Genomic DNA, 15,475 nt, shown 5'->3' on the forward strand with positions numbered 1-15,475 from the left:
CCTGTGTGTAAGGGATAAGATGATGTATATCGGCGCCTCACCCAAAGCTTGCGAGACTGAGGCGTAGATTATGCCCCATGATTTTGATTTCGACGTAATTGTTGTCGGCGGCGGCCATGCCGGCTGTGAAGCTGCGGCCGCGGCTGCGCGGACCGGCGCGCGCACCGCGCTCATTACGCATAAGCGATCAACGATTGGCGAGATGTCCTGCAACCCGGCGATTGGCGGATTGGGGAAGGGGCATCTGGTTCGCGAAATCGATGCGCTTGATGGACTTATGGGGCGCATGGCCGACAAAGCGGGCATTCAATATCGACTTCTAAATCGATCCAAAGGCCCGGCCGTTTGGGGGCCTCGGGCTCAGATTGACCGGAAACTCTATCGCCAGGCGATGCAGGCTGAGCTGTCAGACTATCCAAATCTCTCGATCATCGAAGATGGTGTTGAAGACCTCATAGAGCATGAGGGCAAAGTCTCCGGCGTGGTTGGTCAGTCAGGTCAGAGCTGGTCGGCGCCTGCAGTGGTTATTACGACGGGCACGTTTTTGCGCGGCATTATCCATCGCGGTGAAGAACGCATTGAAGCCGGACGCCTTGGCGAGAAGCCGTCGATTGGTCTCGCTGAGCGTCTTTATGCGATGAAGCTGCCAATGGGACGTTTGAAAACCGGCACGCCGGCTCGGCTGGATGGCGACACCATTGACTGGGACAGCCTCGAGAAGCAGCCGGCCGATGATGAGCCGGTACCGTTCTCTTTCATGTCAGACCGGATTGATGTGCCTCAAATCTCTTGCGGCATCACGTTCACGAATGAGCGCACCCACGAAATCATCGCGGAAAACTTGAACAAGTCGGCCGTCTACTCCGGTGCGATCGCGGGAAGGGGCCCGCGGTATTGTCCATCAATCGAGGACAAGGTCCATCGCTTTGCCGACAAGACACGCCACCAGATCTTTCTCGAGCCAGAGGGTCTCGACGATTCGACGGTCTATCCAAACGGCATTTCGACCTCTCTCCCGACCGATGTGCAGGAAGCGTTTATCAAGACGATCCCGGGACTGGAGAATGTGCGCATCATTCAGCCGGGTTATGCGATTGAGTACGACTATGTTGATCCGCGTGCGTTGACGCGCGGACTTGGCGTGAAAGTGTTGCCCGGACTGTTCCTGGCGGGGCAAATTAACGGCACGACTGGTTATGAAGAGGCGGGCGCGCAGGGTCTGGTTGCGGGACTTAACGCGGCGCGCTTTTCCAGAGATCTTGACCCAGTCATCTTTGATCGTGCGCAAGCCTATATTGGTGTGATGATCGATGATCTTACAACGGTCGGTGTGACAGAGCCCTATCGCATGTTTACCTCGCGCGCTGAGTACCGTTTGGCCCTCCGCGCCGATAATGCAGATCAACGGCTTACTGAGACTGGAATTAGCGTCGGTCTGGTCGGCGAAGCGCGCGCCTCGATGTTTCACGTGAAACAGGAAAAATTGGCCACCGGCCGGGAGCTGCTACAGACAAGCAGTTTGACACCTAATGAGGCGTCCCAAAAGGGATGGAAGGTGAACCAGGACGGTCAGCGACGCTCGGCTTGGGACTTCCTGGCATATCCAACCATCAATATGACAGACGTTGAGACGGCCTTTCCCAGCATTGAAAAACTGGACCCAGATATAAAAGTGCAGCTTGGAATCGAAGCAATCTATGCAGGATACATCGAGCGGCAGTCTGCGGACGTAACCGCGCTACGTCGGGATGAGGCGCTGTCCATCCCGGAAGACATGGACTTTGGATCGGTTGGTGGGCTGTCGAATGAGGTTCGGTCCAAACTCGAAACTGTGAGGCCCAGCACAATCGGACAGGCGTCTCGAATTGAGGGTGTGACACCAGGCGCGCTTGTTGCTCTACTGGCCTATGTAAAACGATCAAAGAAAATGAAGGCGACCGGATAGTGTCAAAGCTGGCTGCGGAGAATGAACTTAGCGAACTCGGTGTTTCACGTGAAACATTCGATCTGCTTGAGCGCTACGTCTCTTTGCTGGACGACTGGCGTCAACGGATGAACCTCATCGGTCCAAAGGAAATGGACCATATCTGGACGCGACATATTTCAGACTGTGCCCAGTTGATCCCTCTGATTGGCCATGAAAAACGAATCGTCGATGTCGGATCCGGGGCCGGATTGCCCGGGCTGGTGCTCGGATGTCATGCAGCAACGACCGGTGGGCACGTCACGCTTATCGAATCGACCGGAAAAAAGTGTGCATTTCTTCGCGAAGTCTCAACGCTGCTTGATCTGCCGGTGTCCGTGCAAAATGTCAGAATCGAAAGCGCAAAGGCTGAATCTGTTGATTTTATTACAGCGCGGGCGCTCGCGCCGTTGCCAAGGCTTCTTGACTACACGAATCCCTGGCTGTCACAGGGCGCGACGGGCCTGTTTTTCAAAGGCGAGCGCTGGCAGCAGGAATTGACGGACGCAGCGGATTGCTGGACCTTATCACATGAAACGATCCCGAGTCGTTCAAGCGATACCGGGGTCATCTTGAAAATCGAGGAGGCGCATCGTGTCTGAGGCGGGAACACGAATTCTGGCAGTGGCAAATCAGAAAGGTGGCGTTGGGAAAACGACGACATCGATCAACCTTGGCACCGCTTTGGCCGCTGTTGGCCGCCGGGTCCTCGTTGTGGACTTTGATGCCCAGGGCAATGCGTCGACCGGTCTAGGCATTATGCGCGCCGACCGACGTCTGACCAGCTATGATGTGGTTGTTGACCAGATCTCGCTGGAGCAGGCGATCCAGCCAACATTGGTCCCACGTCTTGAAATCGTGCCGGGCGACGAAAACCTGTCGGGTGTCGAAACTGAGCTCGCAGATGATCCGCGCCGGTCTTACCGGCTCCGCGATGCAATCCGCAACTATGTGAGCCGCTATCAGAATGACCCGGCCAAACGGTATGACTTCGTCATTATCGACTGCCCGCCATCGCTGTCGTCGCTGACGATTAACGCGATGACGGCAGCGGACGCGCTGCTTGTGCCGCTGCAATGTGAATTCCTGGCGCTTGAGGGTTTGAGCCAACTTTTGCGGACCGTGGAAGTGGTTCGCTCCGGGCTTAATCCGGATCTTGATATCCAGGGCGTCGTGCTGACCATGTATGACAGACGCAACAATCTTTCTGACCAAGTCGCCGACGAAGTTCGCGCGGTTCTTGGAAAAAAGGTTTATAAAACAGTGATTCCTCGGAATGTACGTTTGTCCGAAGCGCCAAGTTTCGGCAAACCTGCGCTTCTCTATGATTATAGATGCCCTGGAAGCGAAGCCTATATCCGTCTGGCCTCTGAAATGCTGCACCGTGAGCGTGCGCGGCAGGTGGCGTAATGGCGGCTGATCCAAAACAGAAACCAAGCCGGTTGGGCCGTGGCCTCTCAGCGCTGATTGGTGAAGTAGAAGGCGCAAGCGCTTCCTATGAAGACCAGGAAACGGGCGAACGCACGGGTGCGGGGCTCATTTCCGTCAATGACATAAGGCCTAATCCGCAGCAGCCGCGTCGGTACTTCGCGGAAGCTGAGCTCGCAGAACTCGCAGAATCCATCCGCACAAAAGGTGTCCTTCAAGCCATTCTGGTCCGGCCCGACCCGAAGGCGGAAGGAAAATATCAAATCGTTGCCGGTGAACGTCGTTGGCGGGCCGCCAAGCAGGCCGGACTTAAAGAGATACCGGCTTCCATCCGCAATATGGACGAGCTCGAACTTCTCGAGATCGGTATTATCGAAAACGTTCAGCGCACTGACCTCAACCCGGTGGAAGAAGCTGAGGCTTATGGCGCGCTGATGAAGCGTTTTGGCCGGACCCAGGAAGGCCTTGCAGAGAGCGTCGGCAAAAGCCGGGCGCATATTGCAAACACGCTACGGCTTTTGAACCTGTCTGAGACGGCGCGAAATCACCTCCGCGAAGGTCGGATCACGGCCGGACATGCACGTGCGGCGCTTGGCGCGCCAGACCCCGACGCTGTTATTGCGCTGACCCTTGAAAAGGGGCTGAACGTTCGGGACGTGGAAAAGCTTGTAAAGTCTACGCGCGACGACAGCACGATCGAAACTGTCGCTGGAAAAGTCCGAAAAGCTGAGAAGGACGTGGACACAGAGGCTCTGGAAGCCGATCTGTCTCGCGCCCTGGGGCTCGCTGTCGATATCCGGCACAAGGCGACCGGCGGTGAACTTCGGATCAAATATGGTGATCTCGAACAACTCGACGATCTTTGTCGCCGGCTGACGGCTCGGCGCTAGCGCCCGGATCTTGCCGAAGCCGACTTAACGACATTCAGTAGCAGGATGCGCAGTGCTGGGTCAGACGCTGGACCGCTTGTTTTTGCCTGCAATTCCAGGTCGTGAATGGCCGCGAGCAGCCGCGTAAGCGATGTTGCTGTCCAGAGATCCATTCGGGAACGAAAAGCGGGCCACTCACTCGTCCAGACAGGTGGCCGAAGTTTGCGGCCAATATCGCCGCCTGACCCGATGAGTCCCCGGGCTTGCAACAGGCGTTTGGCTTCCATTTCCAGCGAGCGGAGGACGGTAATTGACGAGCTACCGGTTTCGCTGACACGATCAAGTTCCGCCTGACACCGGGCACCGTTTCCGTCCAGCGCCGCCTGAACCATATCCCGGACATTATTATCGGCATCGGTCTGGCAAAGAACGCGAATGTCTTCCAGATTGACCGGTCTCCCAAGGCCTCGGCCGTAAAGGGCGAGTTTCTCTGTTTCCTGATTGGCGAGACCTCTATGTCCTGGCAGTAGGGCGATGAAGTCCGCCAACGCGTCGTCTTCAATCTCGACCTGAAACTCTGACAGGCTGGACCTGACGATCGACTGCAGACTTTCCTGCGTGTCGGCGAATACGTGGACCGCTGCCGCCGTCTGGGCCGCTTCAATTGTCGTGCGGAGCTTGGAGCGCTTGTTTAGCGCGCCGTTCAGAATAATCAGTTTATTATCAAAGGGTTGTTTTAGCTTCTCGGCCTTCTCCAAAAGGTCGAGGACCGGCTTGGAGATCTTCTCGCCTGAGGTTCGGATGCGGATACATTCAGTTTCTCCGAGTAGAGAGCTGGTTTCTATGCGATCAGACAGGATGTGAGGTTCGCGCCGAATATCATCGTCATCGATCGTCACCTGCTGACATCCGCCGGCAGAATGTTTTGTCCAGAGCCCGACAATTCCGTCGGCCGTATCACTGACGACGCCATCGTCTTCGCCAAAGACAAGCGCGCACCAGATGTCAGGTTGAGAAGCTTTGAAGCGGCTGTCGATCTGCCCGCTTTTGAGGATCATTGCTCGGTCTGAACCTGCAGTCGCAAGTCCGCAGCAATGCGTCGTGCGAGCTCTTTCATCCCACTTTCCGAGGCACTGATCTGAGCGGCGACGTCACTGTACGAGGTTGGCGCCTGACCATATGGAACACGAACATTTTCTTCGCCGGAGAAGACGTTGTTTTCTGTCTCCAGAGCATATCTGCTGGACGCAACGAGAAATGACCTCGAAACCCCTCCGTCCGAGACGAGCGCGGCACGCTCCAGCCTTTCATCAAGCATAATTGTGAGCGTCGCGGGTTCGGTTAATCCAGGCAGGCCGGTGGCAAGTTCCTGAAGAAGATTACGACGCAGCATGTACCCTGACCGACCGGGGATTTCCGCAATCGAGATATTCTGCCCTTCAACCACGCCATTGAATGACGAACCGGCATAAAGCGGACGAAAACCGCAGGCGGACAGACTTGCAACCGTGGCGGCCAGAAGAAGATGTTTGATCATGCGACTACGATATTCACGATACGGTTGGGCACGACAATAACTTTCTTGATGTTTTTACCGACAACAAAGCTCGCAACTTGATCACTGGCGAGCGCCATAGCTTCGATATCTTCCTTGCTAGCGGTCTTTTCGACTTCAATTTCGCCGCGTCGCTTGCCATTGACCTGGATTGGAAGGATCACCGTATTCTCCACCATCAATGCCGGGTCGGATACGGGCCAGGATGCTTCGGAAATAAACCCGGTTTCACCGAGCGCCGCCCAGCATTCCTCAGCCAGGTGAGGCATGAAGGGCGTGATACAGACGGCCAGCATGCGGGCGCTGTCACGAATGGACGCGTCCGTTTCATCGCTATCATTCTCAGCCTTTTTGAGCGTATTGACCCAGTCATGGCAGAGGGCAATCGCGGCATTGAAGCGAAATTCAGTGATGGCCTTGTCGATCGCGGCCGCGGTGCGGTGCGAGAATCGGGTCAGCGCTGTCGGTTCGGCGTTTGGCTCCGTCGTCGCGTCTCCGAGACGCGCGAAGATCGACCAGACACGCTGTACGAAGCGAGCCGACCCCTCAGCGCCAGCTTGAGACCATTCCACATCGCGCTCTGGCGGACTGTCGGACAGGACGAACCAGCGCGCGGTATCGGCACCGAAAGTCGCGATGATCTCATCGGGATCAACGACGTTTTTCTTCGACTTGGACATCTTTTCGACGGCGCCAGCTTTAAGCGGTTCGTCCGTGCCGGCGAGATACCAGGCGCCATCGCGGCGCTCGGCCTGCGCCGGCTCGATCCATTTGCCATCGGCCGTCTTGAAAGTCTCGTGTGTGACCATGCCTTGGGTGAAGAGCCCCTTGAAAGGCTCGCCGCCCGGCAAATTCAGTTCACCAAGGTCATGCAGGGCCCGCGCCACAAAGCGCGAATATAGAAGGTGCAGAACGGCATGCTCGACGCCGCCGACATATTGATCAACCGGCAGCCAATAACCCCGCTCAACCGGATCGGACACGCTGGCAAAGCGAGCATAATACCAGGACGAGTCAACAAAGGTATCGAGCGTGTCTGTCTCACGTTCAGCCGCGCCGCCGCAGGTCGGGCAGGTGGTTTGCTTCCAGCTTGGATGATGGGCAAGCGGATTGCCCGGCTTGTCGAAGCTCACATCCTTTGGAAGCGTAACGGGCAGATCGGCTTCGGGGACAGGCACGATGCCGCAGCTGTCGCAATGAATGACCGGGATCGGGCATCCCCAATAGCGCTGGCGCGACACACCCCAATCGCGGAGCCGGTAATTGACCTTTCCCTCGCCAAGGCCGAGCTTTTCGAGGCGCGAAATAGCCGTAGCGATGGCGTCTTCTGTCGACATGCCATCGAGAAAATCGGAATTATAGATCGTGCCTGGCCCGGTATAGGCCGTGTCTGTGATGATGTGGTCATCGGCGCTCACGTCCGGTGGCAGGACGACCGGTTGAACCGGAAGATCATATTTGCGGGCAAAATCGAGGTCCCGCTGGTCTCCAGCTGGCGAGCCAAAGATGGCGCCCGTGCCATAGGTCGACAGGACGAAATTCGCTGTCCAGACAGGGATTTCCCATGTCTCGTCAAACGGGTGCTTTACTGTGAATCCAAGATCCACACCCAGTTTGGGCGCTTTCTCGATGGCTTCCTCAGACGTCCCGATCTTGGCAGCTTCGGCGATAAACGCTTTCACCTCAGGGCGGCTTTCAGCCAGCTTGCGTGTGATCGGATGGTCTGGCGCCAAAGCGAGGAAACTCGCGCCATACATCGTGTCAGGGCGGGTTGTGTAAACCTCAATCCCTTTTCCGAACTCAAAAAACTCATCGCTGGAGAAGGGCCAAACAACGCTCGCCCCGCGCGATTTGCCGATCCAGTTGGCCTGCATTGTGCGGACTTTTTCGGGCCAGTTATCGAGCGTATCGATGCCGTCCAGAAGCTCATCTGCATAGCGGGTAATGTTGAGGAACCACTGGGTCAGCTCACGCTGCTCTACCGGCGCGCCGGTTCGCCAGCCTTTACCCTCAATCACCTGTTCATTGGCGAGCACGGTATTGTCGACAGGGTCCCAGTTGACCTTGCTGGATTTGCGATAGGCGAGGCCGCCCTCTACCAGTTTCAGGAAAAGGCGCTGCTGTTCGCCATAATAATCTTCATCGCAAGTCGCGAATTCACGGCTCCAGTCGAGCGTCAGCCCGAGTTTCTGGAGCTGGGCGCGCATCGCGTCGATATTCTTGTAGGTCCAGTCTGCGGGATGGACGTTGCGCTCGATCGCGGCGTTTTCAGCCGGAAGACCAAACGCGTCCCAGCCCATGGGGTGCAGGACATTGTGCCCGTGGGCCCGCCGGTGACGAGCAACGACATCGCCCATCGCATAATTGCGGACGTGGCCCATGTGCAGACGCCCCGATGGATACGGAAACATCTCGAGCACATAGGATTTTGGACGGTCCCCGGCCTCAGCAGGGGACAGGGCACGAAAAATATCGGCGTCAGACCACGCCTGGCGCCATTTGGCTTCCGCTGTTTGCGGATCGTAGCGAGACGTCACGCGTCCCTCCTGACAGTCTATTTTATTGTAAAGGTCAGCTCAGTTCTGACGATTTGATCACGCGGGCGCGGGTCAGGATCGCATTTTCCAGCTGCGCGCCGGTCGCCGGATCAACGGCTGCATCGGTCCAGACACCATTTTCTTCAACCTGGCGGAAGACAGCGACCTTGACGCCGTCGGCGCGCAGGCGGGAATCGAGAATATAGACTGTCGCCTTGATCCGTTCGCCCTGAGCGGCCGGGAAAGATTGCCAGTCATAATTGATGATGCCACCAATCGGATCTGCGGATTCCAGAGGCAGATTTTCAAGCGTATCAAGGCTCGCCCGCCAGAGATACGGGTTCACGCCGCCCTCAAATTGTTCCACGACACTGATGTCGCCGCCCTTGTCACCACCGAACAGGCAGCCTGATAGGGCGAACACAGCGGCAAATGCGGCGGCGAGCTTAATTGAAGCCTTCATATCAAAATCCTGTCGGCAGTAACTATTTCATCTGAACGCCTGTATAGCATCTGCGACCTGTCGGACCAGTGCTGATATGCGGTATGCAATTCGCCTGTTGAGTTAGAGGCCGCAATGACCCGTTTGAATCTTCTGAGTTGCCTGCTTGTTGGCGCGTCTGTGCCCGTATTGGCCGCGCAAGCGACGCCCATCGAGTTTAAATCAGACCTTGAAGCCGCGACGATTGTTTCCGCGATCGATCATGACGGGTTGCTGACGCAGGATGAGAGCCTTCTTTATGAGGTCGCGCTCGACAATCGGATCGAGACTTTCCTCGATAATGGGCTGAAGATCAGCGGCCGGCTGACCTTGCGCGGGCAGAGAGATCATCCGGCCCGGCCGGGTTTTTCTGGTCAGTTCGGCACGTCGGTGAGCGCGCCCGCTGGCGCGTATAGCGCTGTGTCTTCAACGGAGCCGGGAGACGAGACCGGTGCGCGCGGCAGCCTGGAGGCCGCTTATCTCGAATTCGATGGCGGTTATGGGGAGCTGAGGCTTGGGCGTGATCGGGGCGTTGCGGCGCGGTTTCATGAGGGGGCGCCGTCTGCACTGACGTTTACAGGTGTCAGCAATGTCTACCTTGACCCGACCGGGTTAAGTCTTGCGCGGACCAATCATGATCTAACCGGTCCATCGGCCAAGCTAAGCTATGCGACGCCGCGCATCCTTGGCCTGCGGGCCGGTATTTCTTTCACCCCGGATGCGAACGCCAAAGGCCTCGACCGAAACCTCAGCGCCTTTTCAGACCAGCCGGACATTGAAAATGCGGTTGAGCTAGCGGCCAATCTCTCGCGCACCTTGCGTTCGGCGAATACGTCTATTGAAGCCTCCCTGGCCTGGTCTACGGCGAGCGTGGACTCGCCATTTGCAGGCGTGCGCGGCGATGTCAGCACGTTTTCTGCGGGGACCAATATAGAGTTCCCGGCGTTTACGATCGGCGGCTCGTGGCTCTCGAGCGACAACGGTTTCAAAGGCGCGGACTATGAGGCCTGGGACATTGGCGTATCGAAAGAGATCCGCGGCACAGACGTCTCGATTGGGTATTCGGAGGCTGATGACGCGCTGGCCGGCCTGTCGTCTGAAGCCTTCAGCATCAGTGCGGCACGGAACATAACGGACGATCTGACATTAGGTCTGAGTTATCAGGACCAGAAACTTCGTTCACCGGCAGGCAAAAACTCCGGCAGTGGGATTGTTGTAGAAATCACACTGAGGAGCGATTTTTTGGAGATGAGCGCTAATTAATCTTCTCTTGGGCGCATGACCTGTCTAAGTAGACTCTACAGAAGGTGGAAAATGCGGCGTTTTATTGCAGCTACTCTTGTAACTGGTCTTTGTGCAGCGCTCCCGGCGCTGGCGCAAGCTCAGCCTATGGAGTTGTCAGCGCCGACTGTTTCCGAGACCGATAAGGCCGAGCCGGACTGGTACCGCCAGTTTACGCTCAGCTCGCCATCTGAACAGACGCCAATCTGGCAAGGCCAGCCAAGCAAGCAGGTTAAGCTCGCCTGGGTCAAAGGCGACAACTGGCAGCTTAGCGTCGATCTGACCTCTCGTCCGGATGGTTCGCCTCTGGCCCGTGAAGAGATGCGCGCCGGTGCCGAGTTCCGGATTACGCCGCGCATCAGTGTCGGCGGCTCGCTGACTCTCGGCGCAAATGACATTGATGAAAGCCTGCAGCAGTTCAAAGGCGATGCGATCGAAGCGGGTATCCGTCTTCGGTCCGCCTTCAAATTCTAGCTTTCAACGATACTTCCAAAACCTGAAACGCTCGCAAACCCGCCAAAACGGGCAACGCGCTGGGCTGTTCGGACATCTATGCCGCCAAGCGCATAAACCGGCAGTTCTGTTGCGCGGGCGATGGATGCAAATCGCATCAGTCCCATGGGCGCGCGGGCGGACGGACTATCGGATTTGAAGACAGTCGACACAATCAGCGCATCGACGCCAGCCTGATGGGCACGGCGAAATTCTTCTGAGTTGTGCACGCTCATCGTTGAAATACCGAATTTGGTCTCGAAACGGGCCGCCTGCCGATACAGACGAAACGGCCAATGAACGCCATCGGCGCCCGTCCCATTTGCAAGATCAGGATCGGCGGCAATCAGGACTTTGCGCTGCGTATCCACGCATTGCTTAACGAGATCCACCGCTTCGGCTCGCGCATTGGCCTGTCCAAAATGCCTGATGATCACGCCAATACCCGGGGGCAGGGCGTCAATAATCGCAGCTGGGTTCTCAAGCCGGGCCGAGTCCGTCATGAAAAATCCGCCCGGCAGACCCGCGCGCGAAGGTTTTGCGCTTTGTGCGGCATGGCTGAACTTGCGGATCGCGGCGCGTTTGTGGTTCATGCGCACATGCCTAACACCGCGCCCAAAGAAGACATAGCCGCCAATCGCGACCGTATCCTGTCGGATATAGCGTCAGCGGCCGATCACCCCGTAGAGCTGATCGCTGTTTCGAAAGTCCAGCCGGATGAACGTCTGCAGGCCGCGCTTGATGCGGGCCATTTGGTGTTTGGAGAGAACAAGGTGCAGGAGGCGCAGGCGCACTGGGCGGCGCGGCGCGGTATTGAGGGCCTGAAACTTCACCTTATTGGTCCGCTGCAAAGTAATAAATCGGAAGACGCGGTGGCGCTGTTTGATGTCATTCAGACGATCGATCGCAAGAAGATCGTCCGCACGATCAGTGAAGCCGCGGAGAAACTGGACCGCTTTCCCGACCTTTTCATCCAGGTGAATACTGGCGAAGAAGCCCAGAAATCCGGGGTCATGCCGGATGATGTTGAGGATCTCGTTGCCTATACGCGCGAGACCTATCCGGGAAAGCTGGTTGGTCTGATGTGCATCCCGCCTGTCGATGAACCGGCCGCGCCGCACTTCGCCCTGCTGAAGAAGATGGCTGACGGTCTAGGCCTTGAATCTGTCTCGATGGGCATGAGTGCAGATTACGAACTTGGTGTTCAGCTGGGCGCGACGCATGTCCGGGTTGGCAGTGCCTTCTTCGGTGAGCGTCAGCCCGCCTGATCCGAAAACTCAATCTGCGTATCTTTTCCGCACTTTTCCAGAACCTGTAATAGGTCTTCCAGTTTCAGCGCGACGCAGCCCTCTGTGGCGCTGTAATCCGGTTTGGCGACATGGATGAAAATGGCGCTTCCGGCATTTGGCTTGACCGGATCGCTATTGTGATCAAGTTCGACAACGACATTATAGACATCGTCCTCTCGCCACATCTGTTCGTTGCTTGCAGGGTAGGGGCGCTTGACCGGACAATTGTACAAGACATCGCCGGGTTCATCGCACCATCCATCATCTGGATGCAGCGGGACGGTCTTGAGCGGGGTTACAGGCCGGTCAATCCGGTCTGCTCGCCAGAACACGGTCTTCAGGCTCCAGGTGCCCACAGGGGTTGTGCCATCGCGTTCAGTTTTGCGGGCAGCATCGCGCATACCGCCGCGTCCGATGGCGCAGCGGAAGGACAAACCCTGACCGGAAATTGTCCCGTCTTTCGTTACGCGAAACCGCGTGGCCATATTGAAGCTCCCAAAAATGTCATCGCCTGGTTATCAGTTCTTTAGCTGAACCATTCGTGTATCGTGACTAGGTGGAACGCAGCAACCCGGTGGAGAAGGTATGATCAGCAAGAAAACCATACTCCTTGTGGATGACGATCAGGACCTGCGCGAAGCCCTCGCTGAGCAGTTCGATCTTCATGACGGGTTTGAAACCGTGCAGGCGGCGAATGCGACCGAGGCGCTGGAGACAACCGCCACTGACAGGCTCGACGTCATCCTGCTGGATGTCGACATGCCCGACATGGATGGCCGCGAAGCCTGCAAATTGATGCGCCAGCGCGGCGTTCGGGCGCCGATCATCATGCTGACAGGGCAGGATAGTGACGCGGACACGATCCTTGGCCTGGAATCCGGCGCTAATGACTATGTCACCAAGCCATTCCGGTTTTCTGTTCTGCTGGCCCGGGTCAGGGCGCACCTTCGTAGTTTCGAACAAAGTGAGGATGCGACCTTCATGCTCGGGCCATATGAGTTTCAGCCCGCGATGAAATTGCTGGTGCGCGAGGATGATCGCAAAATCCGCCTCACAGAGAAAGAAACCAGTATTCTGAGGTATCTCTATCGCGCGGCCGGCAAATCAGTCCCGCGTGAAGAGCTGTTGTCAGAGGTCTGGGGATATAATGCCGCGGTCACGACCCACACGCTCGAGACCCATGTGTACCGATTGCGCCAGAAGATTGAACCCGATCCCGCCAATGCCCGCATTCTGCTGACCGAAACGGGCGGTTACCGGCTTCAGCCCGGTTAAAGCGCGGCAAAGCTCGTGCTGACAGGCGCGTGATCGGATGGCTTCCAGCCGCCGCGCCATTTCAGGTGAATATCATAGCTTGGCAGGTCGACTTTCCCCATGGCGGTGTCGCTCGCCCAGATATGGTCAAGCCGGCGCCCGCGATTGGACGCGGCCCAGTCTTTCGCCCGGTAGGACCACCAGGAATATAGCTTCTGCGCATCATCATGACGCTCGCGGGCAATATCGGTAAAGCCGCCATCGGCGCGCGCTTTCTCCAGCGCTTCGGTTTCCACCGGCGTATGTGAGACGATTTTCAGAAGCTGCTTGTGTGACCAGACATCATTCTCATGCGGGGCCACGTTGAGATCGCCGACGAGAATGCGCGGCGTGCCATCGTCGCGCAGCGTTGCAAAATCACGGGCCATGCAGGCCAGGAAATCGAGCTTGTGCGCGAACTTGTCATTGGTCTCCGGATTTGGCTCATCGCCGCCGGCCGGCAGGTAGATATTGTGGACCTCATAACCTTCGATCCGCGCGGCCTGCACGCGGGAATGGCCCTCGCGGCAGAGCGGGTGTGCTTCTACAGGCTCAATCGGATGTTTTGAAACAATCGCGACACCGTGATGGCCGCCCGACTGTCCGAGGATATGGAAGTGGTTATAGCCGATTTCGGTGAAAGGCTTCTTCGGAAACTGGTCCGTCTGGCATTTGATTTCCTGAAGGCAGAGGACATCGGAGTCCTGCTCACGAAGAAAGTCCTGCACATTCGGCGCACGTAGCCGGATGGAGTTGATGTTCCAGGTGGTGACCTTGAGGGATTTGTTTGCCATGCGATGGCCTTAGCCGCGTCGCCCTGAGGGGTCAACGCGGCCTTGGCGGTGTCGGGTGGATCAGTTGGAGCCGGCAGGAAGTGGCTCGAACTTCAGCTTCGCGACCTGCAGAGTCACTTTGCCTATCTTGTCTGTATCGGCCTGGATCTTGACCGGCATATAGGCCCCGTTCGGCAGAGGGGCCATCCACATGCGAAGCGGGCCGTCGATGCCTGACAAAGTGTCCTTGTTGGCTTCGCCCTTCTTGTAACCAGCGACCTTGTCCATGCGGACATGACACTCATAGGCTTCACCTTTGTAGCCTTCAGTTTTGACCGTCTTCAGACCGGCATTCGTGAAGTGCAGGTGCGTCAGCTGGCGACCGTCAAAGATTTTCATCGGGCCGCCACAAGGGTTGCCGTCAGCTTCGCGTGGGACAAAAGCGTGCCCAATGAAGGCTGTGAGCGGATCAGCGGCATCCAGTTTTTGCGGCGCTGTTGCGGCCGGGTCACCGAGATTACCGAAGGCCGGCGTCGCCGTCATGCTGACATCAGTTGCGCCATAGGTCATTTCCACGCGGCGGTCTTTCTTGCCGTCATGGTTCTGGGACACATAGGCATAAGGCTGCAGATGGTCATCGCGGACATAGCCGCTTGAGGCGAGGTCCATGTCGTAATTGACCAGAATGTCAGCCAGACCCGTCGTTTTCACCTTCCCCTTGATCGAATAGGTGTCGGGGTTAAGGTCAGCCGTGAAGTTGGCGCGACCCGTGATCGGGATGAAGAGCGCCCAGGCGGTCGCCTTGATCTGGTAGGTCAGCTTCATCGGCTGACCGGCCTTGATTTCTGTCAGAGGGGTCGCTTCCGGTTTCGGCTGTGCGAGGGCAAAGCCGCCCGCAGCAAGGGCGATGACGCTGGTAGCGGCGATCAGCTTTTTCATGATCTTAAGTATCCTTGTTCCAAGCTTTGTTGCTCGAGGCGATTTCTATAACTGTGTCATGGAATGGCATGTGAACAGGCCTGCCCTCGGTTTGCCGCATTAAAATCACGGTTCTGCCTCCTGCGAAACGCTGCCTGCAACGGTTGACGGCGTCCGACATGGCGCGTATGAGCGCCGCTTCGGTTTTACTTAAACACTTATAAGCGAGCGCCCCATGGCACGCCAATGCGAACTTTCAGGCGTCAAGCCGATTGTCGGCAACCTTGTCAGCCACTCGAACGTCAAGACCAAGCGTCGGTTCCTGCCGAACCTGGTGAACGTCACGCTGAAGTCCGACAAGCTTGACCGGTCTTTCTCCATGCGGATTGCAGCGAAAACGCTGCGCACCGTCGACAAGCTGGGCGGCCTTGATGGCTACCTCGCCAAGGCGAAAGAAGACAAGCTTTCCCCAAAGGCCCTGAAGATCAAACGTGATCTTGAAAAGCAGGCTGCCGAGGCAGCTGAAGCGTAAGGCTTCTGCTCCAGCAAGAATTTATCGAAAACGCGCTCCGCATCGGGGCGCGTTTTTGTTTGCG

17 protein-coding genes are annotated in these 15,475 nt (G+C 57.1%); 9 read left to right on the top strand and 8 right to left on the bottom strand.

The window, feature by feature from the left end; genetic code table 11:
• The first annotated feature begins 70 nt into the window (after nucleotides 1-70).
• Genes mnmG through B8783_RS14355 form a run of 4 tightly spaced genes read left to right on the top strand, consistent with a single transcriptional unit; the run spans nucleotide 71 to nucleotide 4,281 of the window.
• Nucleotides 71-1,945 carry a tRNA uridine-5-carboxymethylaminomethyl(34) synthesis enzyme MnmG gene (mnmG, locus tag B8783_RS14340; protein WP_084420778.1) on the top strand — a complete coding sequence of 625 codons (1,875 nt, stop codon included), beginning with the start codon at nucleotides 71-73 and terminating at the stop codon, nucleotides 1,943-1,945.
• Nucleotides 1,945-2,565 (top strand): 16S rRNA (guanine(527)-N(7))-methyltransferase RsmG, encoded by a 621-nt coding sequence (rsmG, locus tag B8783_RS14345; RefSeq protein ID WP_233355805.1) that lies wholly within the window; start codon nucleotides 1,945-1,947, stop codon nucleotides 2,563-2,565. Before mnmG ends, rsmG begins: the two co-directional genes overlap by 1 nt.
• Complete coding sequence (locus tag B8783_RS14350) at nucleotides 2,558-3,373, top strand: ParA family protein (RefSeq protein ID WP_084420780.1); 816 nt, start codon at nucleotides 2,558-2,560, stop codon at nucleotides 3,371-3,373. The genes rsmG and B8783_RS14350 overlap by 8 nt, the downstream gene beginning before the upstream one ends.
• Entirely contained in the window at nucleotides 3,373-4,281 is a 909-nt protein-coding gene (locus tag B8783_RS14355; RefSeq protein WP_084420781.1) for a ParB/RepB/Spo0J family partition protein, read from the top strand. Before B8783_RS14350 ends, B8783_RS14355 begins: the two co-directional genes overlap by 1 nt.
• On the opposite strand, the gene holA is transcribed toward B8783_RS14355, so the two are convergent.
• Genes holA through B8783_RS14375 form a run of 4 tightly spaced genes read right to left on the bottom strand, consistent with a single transcriptional unit; the run spans nucleotide 4,278 to nucleotide 8,815 of the window.
• Nucleotides 4,278-5,318, bottom strand: a complete 1,041-nt coding sequence (gene holA / locus B8783_RS14360) for a DNA polymerase III subunit delta (protein ID WP_084420782.1) — start codon at nucleotides 5,316-5,318, stop codon at nucleotides 4,278-4,280. The two genes, B8783_RS14355 and holA, sit on opposite strands and share 4 nt — an antisense overlap.
• Nucleotides 5,315-5,797, bottom strand: coding sequence for a hypothetical protein (locus tag B8783_RS14365; RefSeq protein WP_084420783.1), 483 nt, complete (start codon nucleotides 5,795-5,797; stop codon nucleotides 5,315-5,317). The genes holA and B8783_RS14365 overlap by 4 nt, the downstream gene beginning before the upstream one ends.
• Complete coding sequence (gene leuS / locus B8783_RS14370) at nucleotides 5,794-8,352, bottom strand: leucine--tRNA ligase (protein WP_084420784.1); 2,559 nt, start codon at nucleotides 8,350-8,352, stop codon at nucleotides 5,794-5,796. The genes B8783_RS14365 and leuS overlap by 4 nt, the downstream gene beginning before the upstream one ends.
• A 34-nt stretch (nucleotides 8,353-8,386) precedes the next feature.
• Entirely contained in the window at nucleotides 8,387-8,815 is a 429-nt protein-coding gene (locus B8783_RS14375) for a DUF3576 domain-containing protein (protein WP_084420785.1), read from the bottom strand.
• A gap of 114 nt (nucleotides 8,816-8,929) precedes the next feature.
• Here B8783_RS14375 and B8783_RS14380 point away from each other — a divergent pair, with 114 nt between their 5' ends.
• Together B8783_RS14380 and B8783_RS14385 are read left to right on the top strand one after the other, a co-directional pair.
• Complete coding sequence (locus B8783_RS14380; protein WP_084420786.1) at nucleotides 8,930-10,096, top strand: porin; 1,167 nt, start codon at nucleotides 8,930-8,932, stop codon at nucleotides 10,094-10,096.
• Nucleotides 10,097-10,147: 51 nt separating this feature from the next.
• Nucleotides 10,148-10,588 carry an NtrZ family periplasmic regulatory protein gene (locus tag B8783_RS14385; protein ID WP_139792380.1) on the top strand — a complete coding sequence of 147 codons (441 nt, stop codon included), beginning with the start codon at nucleotides 10,148-10,150 and terminating at the stop codon, nucleotides 10,586-10,588.
• Here the strand turns inward: B8783_RS14385 and B8783_RS14390 are convergent.
• Nucleotides 10,585-11,199, bottom strand: a complete 615-nt coding sequence (locus B8783_RS14390) for a thiamine phosphate synthase (protein WP_084420788.1) — start codon at nucleotides 11,197-11,199, stop codon at nucleotides 10,585-10,587. The genes B8783_RS14385 and B8783_RS14390 overlap by 4 nt on opposite strands.
• A gap of 6 nt (nucleotides 11,200-11,205) precedes the next feature.
• On the opposite strand from B8783_RS14390, the gene B8783_RS14395 reads away from it, so the two are divergent.
• Entirely contained in the window at nucleotides 11,206-11,874 is a 669-nt protein-coding gene (locus B8783_RS14395; RefSeq protein ID WP_084420789.1) for a YggS family pyridoxal phosphate-dependent enzyme, read from the top strand.
• Here B8783_RS14395 and B8783_RS14400 read toward each other — a convergent pair.
• Nucleotides 11,862-12,380, bottom strand: coding sequence for a L,D-transpeptidase family protein (locus B8783_RS14400; RefSeq protein ID WP_084420790.1), 519 nt, complete (start codon nucleotides 12,378-12,380; stop codon nucleotides 11,862-11,864). The genes B8783_RS14395 and B8783_RS14400 overlap by 13 nt on opposite strands.
• 100 nt (nucleotides 12,381-12,480) lie before the next feature.
• On the opposite strand from B8783_RS14400, the gene B8783_RS14405 reads away from it, so the two are divergent.
• Nucleotides 12,481-13,170 (top strand): response regulator transcription factor, encoded by a 690-nt coding sequence (locus tag B8783_RS14405; RefSeq protein WP_084420791.1) that lies wholly within the window; start codon nucleotides 12,481-12,483, stop codon nucleotides 13,168-13,170.
• On the opposite strand, the gene xth is transcribed toward B8783_RS14405, so the two are convergent.
• Together xth and B8783_RS14415 are read right to left on the bottom strand one after the other, a co-directional pair.
• Nucleotides 13,167-13,982 carry an exodeoxyribonuclease III gene (gene xth / locus B8783_RS14410; RefSeq protein WP_084420792.1) on the bottom strand — a complete coding sequence of 272 codons (816 nt, stop codon included), beginning with the start codon at nucleotides 13,980-13,982 and terminating at the stop codon, nucleotides 13,167-13,169. The two genes, B8783_RS14405 and xth, sit on opposite strands and share 4 nt — an antisense overlap.
• Nucleotides 13,983-14,042: 60 nt before the next feature.
• On the bottom strand, nucleotides 14,043-14,900 hold the full coding sequence (locus B8783_RS14415) for a DUF3108 domain-containing protein (RefSeq protein ID WP_084420793.1): 858 nt from the start codon (nucleotides 14,898-14,900) through the stop codon (nucleotides 14,043-14,045).
• 214 nt (nucleotides 14,901-15,114) lie between these two features.
• Between B8783_RS14415 and rpmB the strand changes: the two genes are divergently transcribed.
• Nucleotides 15,115-15,411 (top strand): 50S ribosomal protein L28, encoded by a 297-nt coding sequence (gene rpmB / locus B8783_RS14420; protein WP_084420794.1) that lies wholly within the window; start codon nucleotides 15,115-15,117, stop codon nucleotides 15,409-15,411.
• Nucleotides 15,412-15,475 lie beyond the last annotated feature (64 nt).

The organism is Henriciella litoralis (genome assembly GCF_002088935.1).
Lineage (GTDB): Bacteria > Pseudomonadota > Alphaproteobacteria > Caulobacterales > Hyphomonadaceae > Henriciella > Henriciella litoralis.

Coding starts and splice junctions, on each gene's coding strand:
- B8783_RS14375 (WP_084420785.1), bottom strand. CDS start 8,815: ATGAAGGCTTCAATTAAGCTCGCCGCCGCATTTGCCGCTGTGTTCGCC.
- mnmG (WP_084420778.1), top strand. CDS start 71: ATGCCCCATGATTTTGATTTCGACGTAATTGTTGTCGGCGGCGGCCAT.
- B8783_RS14380 (WP_084420786.1), top strand. CDS start 8,930: ATGACCCGTTTGAATCTTCTGAGTTGCCTGCTTGTTGGCGCGTCTGTG.
- xth (WP_084420792.1), bottom strand. CDS start 13,982: ATGGCAAACAAATCCCTCAAGGTCACCACCTGGAACATCAACTCCATC.
- B8783_RS14405 (WP_084420791.1), top strand. CDS start 12,481: ATGATCAGCAAGAAAACCATACTCCTTGTGGATGACGATCAGGACCTG.
- B8783_RS14415 (WP_084420793.1), bottom strand. CDS start 14,900: ATGAAAAAGCTGATCGCCGCTACCAGCGTCATCGCCCTTGCTGCGGGC.
- B8783_RS14395 (WP_084420789.1), top strand. CDS start 11,206: ATGCCTAACACCGCGCCCAAAGAAGACATAGCCGCCAATCGCGACCGT.
- B8783_RS14390 (WP_084420788.1), bottom strand. CDS start 11,199: ATGAACCACAAACGCGCCGCGATCCGCAAGTTCAGCCATGCCGCACAA.
- B8783_RS14385 (WP_139792380.1), top strand. CDS start 10,148: ATGCGGCGTTTTATTGCAGCTACTCTTGTAACTGGTCTTTGTGCAGCG.
- B8783_RS14365 (WP_084420783.1), bottom strand. CDS start 5,797: ATGATCAAACATCTTCTTCTGGCCGCCACGGTTGCAAGTCTGTCCGCC.
- B8783_RS14355 (WP_084420781.1), top strand. CDS start 3,373: ATGGCGGCTGATCCAAAACAGAAACCAAGCCGGTTGGGCCGTGGCCTC.
- rpmB (WP_084420794.1), top strand. CDS start 15,115: ATGGCACGCCAATGCGAACTTTCAGGCGTCAAGCCGATTGTCGGCAAC.
- holA (WP_084420782.1), bottom strand. CDS start 5,318: ATGATCCTCAAAAGCGGGCAGATCGACAGCCGCTTCAAAGCTTCTCAA.
- B8783_RS14400 (WP_084420790.1), bottom strand. CDS start 12,380: ATGGCCACGCGGTTTCGCGTAACGAAAGACGGGACAATTTCCGGTCAG.